General features: G+C 47.1%; 2 tRNA genes and 3 rRNA genes. All 5 read right to left on the bottom strand.

Annotated features, from left to right (window positions below):
• Positions 1-3: 3 nt before the first annotated feature.
• A 5S ribosomal RNA gene (rrf, locus tag BMW63_RS17510) occupies positions 4-113 on the bottom strand.
• 151 nt (positions 114-264) lie between these two features.
• Positions 265-3151: ribosomal RNA gene (locus BMW63_RS17505) — 23S ribosomal RNA — on the bottom strand.
• A 127-nt stretch (positions 3152-3278) separates the two neighbouring features.
• A tRNA-Ala gene (locus BMW63_RS17500) sits at positions 3279-3352 on the bottom strand.
• A 101-nt stretch (positions 3353-3453) separates the two neighbouring features.
• Positions 3454-3527 (bottom strand) — tRNA-Ile (locus BMW63_RS17495).
• Between the two features lie 215 nt (positions 3528-3742).
• Positions 3743-5258 (bottom strand): 16S ribosomal RNA (locus tag BMW63_RS17490).
• Together the 16S, 23S and 5S rRNA genes with 2 tRNA genes alongside form the textbook arrangement of a ribosomal RNA operon.
• Positions 5259-5411 lie beyond the last annotated feature (153 nt).

The raw sequence follows: 5411 nt of genomic DNA, 5'->3' as shown, positions 1-5411 counted from the left end.
AAAGAAAGGCGACGACATACTCTCCCACATAACTGCAGTACCATCTGCGCAGGCGGGCTTAACTACTCTGTTCGGGATGGGAAGAGGTGAGCCCCGCCGCAATAACCACCTTAAGAGGTTATAATTGCTTTGGGCAATTACTGTAATGCTATTTATATGATTATAAATACCAAGTACAAAATATCTTAACACACTGAGATAAAGAAAAGTTTTATTGTATTAGAAAGTGTCTCCCCCCTCGTCTTTTGAACGAGAGGGAAAAGTGTACATAAGCTTACGGGTTATTAGTACTACTCGACTATGACATTACTGCCTTTACATCTATAGCCTATCAACGTAGTCATCTCCTACGACCCTTAAAAGAAATCTCATCTTGTGGTGGGTTTCGCGCTTATATGCTTTCAGCGCTTATCCCTTCCAAACGTAGCTACTCTGCGGTGCCACTGGCGTGACAACAGATACACTAGAGGTTTGTCCAATTCGGTCCTCTCGTACTAGAATCAGATCCACTCAAATTTCTTGCGCCCACAGTAGATAGAGACCGAACTGTCTCACGACGTTCTGAACCCAGCTCGCGTGCCACTTTAATGGGCGAACAGCCCAACCCTTGGGACCTTCTCCAGCCCCAGGATGTGACGAGCCGACATCGAGGTGCCAAACCCCCCCGTCGATATGAGCTCTTGGGGGAGATCAGCCTGTTATCCCCGGCGTACCTTTTATCCTTTGAGCGATGGCCCTTCCATGCGGAACCACCGGATCACTATGCTCTACTTTCGTACCTGATCGACCTGTATGTCTCTCAGTCAAGCTCCCTTATGCCATTGCACTCTACGCACGGTTACCAAGCGTACTGAGGGAACCTTTAGAAGCCTCCGTTACTCTTTTGGAGGCGACCACCCCAGTCAAACTACCCACCAAGCAATGTCCCCCGCCTTCGCGGGGTTAGGCCTCAGACAAACAAAGGGTTGTATTTCAACAATGACTCCACAACGCCTAGCGACGCCACTTCACAGTCTCCAACCTATCCTACACATCATTTGTCCAAGGTCAATACTAAGCTATAGTAAAGGTGCACAGGGTCTTTTCGTCCCACTGCGGGTAAGCGGCATCTTCACCGCTACTACAATTTCACCGAGCTCATGGCTGAGACAGTGTCCAGATCGTTACACCATTCGTGCAGGTCGGAACTTACCCGACAAGGAATTTCGCTACCTTAGGACCGTTATAGTTACGGCCGCCGTTTACTGGGGCTTCATTTCAATGCTTCTCCGAAGATAACATCTCCACTTAACCTTCCAGCACCGGGCAGGTGTCAGGCCCTATACTTCATCTTACGATTTTGCAGAGCCCTGTGTTTTTGATAAACAGTCGCCTGGACCTCTTCACTGCGGCCCCGATTACTCGGGGCGACCCTTCTCCCGAAGTTACGGGTCTATTTTGCCTAATTCCTTAGCCATGAATCTCTCGAGCACCTTAGAATTCTCATCTCGACTACCTGTGTCGGTTTGCGGTACGGGTACTATTAACCTGAAGTTTAGAGGTTTTTCTTGGAAGCCCTTAGGTGCACTATCTCTTCAACCGAAGTCTCCGAGTACTATCGTATTTCCCCAAGCCGCGTGGATTTGCCTGCGCAGCTTATAGGTAGGTACTTCAACGAACTATTCCGTCAGTTCGCGGCACTTTCATCACTCCGTCACCCCATCACAGTTAACAGTAGTACGGGAATATTAACCCGTTGTCCATCGACTGTCCCTTTCGGGTTCGCCTTAGGTCCCGACTAACCCACAGCTGATTAGCATAGCTGTGGAAACCTTAGTCTTTCGGTGTGCGGGTTTCTCGCCCGCATTATCGTTACTTATGCCTACATTTTCTTTTCTAACCGGTCCAGCAGGCCTTACGACTCACCTTCTACCCTGTTAGAATGCTCCCCTACCACTCCATAAATAAATATGAAATCCATAGCTTCGGTAATATACTTATGCCCGATTATTATCCATGCTCGTCCGCTCGACTAGTGAGCTGTTACGCACTCTTTAAATGAATGGCTGCTTCCAAGCCAACATCCTAGCTGTCTATGCAGACAAACCTCGTTCTTTCAACTTAGTATATATTTGGGGACCTTAGCTGATGGTCTGGGTTCTTTCCCTCTCGGACTTGGACCTTAGCACCCAAGCCCTCACTGTTAGTGAACATTATATAGCATTCGGAGTTTGTCAGGAATTGGTAGGCGGTGAAGCCCCCGCATCCAATCAGTAGCTCTACCTCTATATAACTTTATAACTAACGCTGCACCTAAATGCATTTCGGGGAGTACGAGCTATTTCCGAGTTTGATTGGCCTTTCACCCCTACCCACAGATCATCCCAAGACTTTTCAACGTCAACGGGTTCGGTCCTCCACTATGTGTTACCACAGCTTCAACCTGTCCATGGGTAGATCACACGGTTTCGCGTCTAACACTACTGACTAAAGCGCCCTATTCAGACTCGCTTTCGCTACGGATCCGTGGCTGAACCACTTATCCTTGCCAGCAACGTTAACTCGTAGGCTCATTATGCAAAAGGCACGCCGTCACCCCACGAAGGGGCTCCGACCGCTTGTAAGCGTATGGTTTCAGGATCTATTTCACTCCGTTATTCACGGTTCTTTTCACCTTTCCCTCACGGTACTGGTTCACTATCGGTCTCTCAGGAGTATTTAGCCTTAGCGGATGGTCCCGCCAAATTCAGACAGGATTTCTCGTGTCCCGCCCTACTCAGGATACCACTATCAATTATATCACTTACCTATACAGGACTATCACCCTCTTTGGTTCTACTTTCCAGTAGATTCTAGTTCGTTTTACATTGAATGTCGTGGTCCTACAACCCCAACAATGCCGTAACATCATTGGTTTGGGCTAATCCGCGTTCGCTCGCCACTACTTACGGAATCACTTTTGTTTTCTTCTCCTCCGCCTACTTAGATGTTTCAGTTCAGCGGGTTTGCCCACCCGTAGGTGTACTATGTCTTCAACATAGTGGGTTGCCCCATTCAGGTATCTACGGATCAATCGGTGTGTGCCCGTCCCCGTAGCTTTTCGCAGCTTATCACGCCTTTCATCGCCTCTGAGAGCCAAGGCATCCCCCATACGCCCTTATTTTGCTTATTGTACCAATCTCGTTATAAAACGAGACCGTTCTTTCTACTTGTCTAATGATAAACAAGTAAAATGCTTTCTACTTTTTATATTTTTTCTTATCTCAATATGTCAATGAACTTTAATTCTTTCGAATTCGTGGAGAATAACGGAGTCGAACCGTTGACCTCCTGCGTGCAAGGCAGGCGCTCTAGCCAGCTGAGCTAATCCCCCTTATTTTAGTATGCAGTTAACAGTTTTTAGTTAACAGTCCTAAACGGTTCGTCACTAATTAGTGCAACTCAACTTCTAAAATTTCCTTTAAGTATAAATAGTTGTCTCGGACAGACTCGAACTGTCGACCCCTACATTATCAGTGTAGTACTCTAACCAGCTGAGCTACGAGACAAGGTGATTTCTGATCTATGATTAACGATTTCTGATCTCAGATTTAAAATCCGCAATCAACAATCAGCATTCAATAATCGTAAATCTTTATCTTTTACTTAAATTGTATTATTTGAACTAACAGCAAGAGTAATATTGTCTTAATCTTTGTTTCCACTTTCTCTTTTCGTCTTTTTCCCTAACGTGCTTATAAATAAGCTAACAATAAGGCTCTAGAAAGGAGGTGTTCCAGCCGCACCTTCCGGTACGGCTACCTTGTTACGACTTAGCCCTAGTTACCAGTTTTACCCTAGGCAGCTCCTTGCGGTCACCGACTTCAGGCACCCCCAGCTTCCATGGCTTGACGGGCGGTGTGTACAAGGCCCGGGAACGTATTCACCGGATCATGGCTGATATCCGATTACTAGCGATTCCAGCTTCACGGAGTCGAGTTGCAGACTCCGATCCGAACTGTGACCGGTTTTGTAGATTCGCTCCTGGTCGCCCAGTGGCTGCTCTCTGTACCGGCCATTGTAGCACGTGTGTAGCCCAAGGCGTAAGGGCCGTGATGATTTGACGTCATCCCCACCTTCCTCACAGTTTGCACTGGCAGTCTCGTTAGAGTTCCCGACATGACTCGCTGGCAACTAACAACAGGGGTTGCGCTCGTTATAGGACTTAACCTGACACCTCACGGCACGAGCTGACGACAACCATGCAGCACCTTGTAAATTGTCTTGCGAAAGTTCTGTTTCCAAAACGGTCAATCTACATTTAAGCCTTGGTAAGGTTCCTCGCGTATCATCGAATTAAACCACATGCTCCACCGCTTGTGCGGGCCCCCGTCAATTCCTTTGAGTTTCAAACTTGCGTTCGTACTCCCCAGGTGGGATACTTATCACTTTCGCTTAGCCACTGAGATTGCTCCCAACAGCTAGTATCCATCGTTTACGGCGTGGACTACCAGGGTATCTAATCCTGTTCGCTACCCACGCTTTCGTCCATCAGCGTCAATATATTAGTAGTAACCTGCCTTCGCAATTGGTATTCCATGTAATCTCTAAGCATTTCACCGCTACACTACATATTCTAGTTACTTCCTAATAATTCAAGTCAGACAGTATCAATGGCCGTTCCACCGTTGAGCGATGGGCTTTCACCACTGACTTATCTGACCGCCTACGGACCCTTTAAACCCAATGATTCCGGATAACGCTTGGATCCTCCGTATTACCGCGGCTGCTGGCACGGAGTTAGCCGATCCTTATTCTTACAGTACCGTCAAGTCTCTACACGTAGAGGTGTTTCTTCCTGTATAAAAGCAGTTTACAATCCATAGGACCGTCATCCTGCACGCGGCATGGCTGGATCAGGCTTGCGCCCATTGTCCAATATTCCTCACTGCTGCCTCCCGTAGGAGTCTGGTCCGTGTCTCAGTACCAGTGTGGGGGATCTCCCTCTCAGGACCCCTACCCATCGTAGCCTTGGTATGCCGTTACCATACCAACTAGCTAATGGGACGCATGCTCATCTTTCACCGATAAATCTTTAATTACAAAATGATGCCATTCTATAATACTATAAGGTATTAATCCAAATTTCTCTGGGCTATCCCTTTGTGAAAGGTAGATTGCATACGCGTTACGCACCCGTGCGCCGGTCTCAAGTTAGCAAGCTAACTCTACCCCTCGACTTGCATGTGTTAAGCCTGCCGCTAGCGTTCATCCTGAGCCAGGATCAAACTCTTCATCGTATATTATGCGAATCAAATTGCTTTGATTCTATTTATGTTTGACTGAAGGTCTAGTGGTTTTTTCAAATCTCTCGATTCTATTACTCTTTATTCTTTTGTCTCGTCTTGTGGACGAGACGGCTGTCAATTCAATATGTCTAGGAACGTGTTCTT

The organism is Flavobacterium frigoris (assembly GCF_900111075.1).
GTDB lineage: Bacteria > Bacteroidota > Bacteroidia > Flavobacteriales > Flavobacteriaceae > Flavobacterium > Flavobacterium frigoris.
This window is presented reverse-complemented; position numbering and strand designations above follow the sequence as displayed.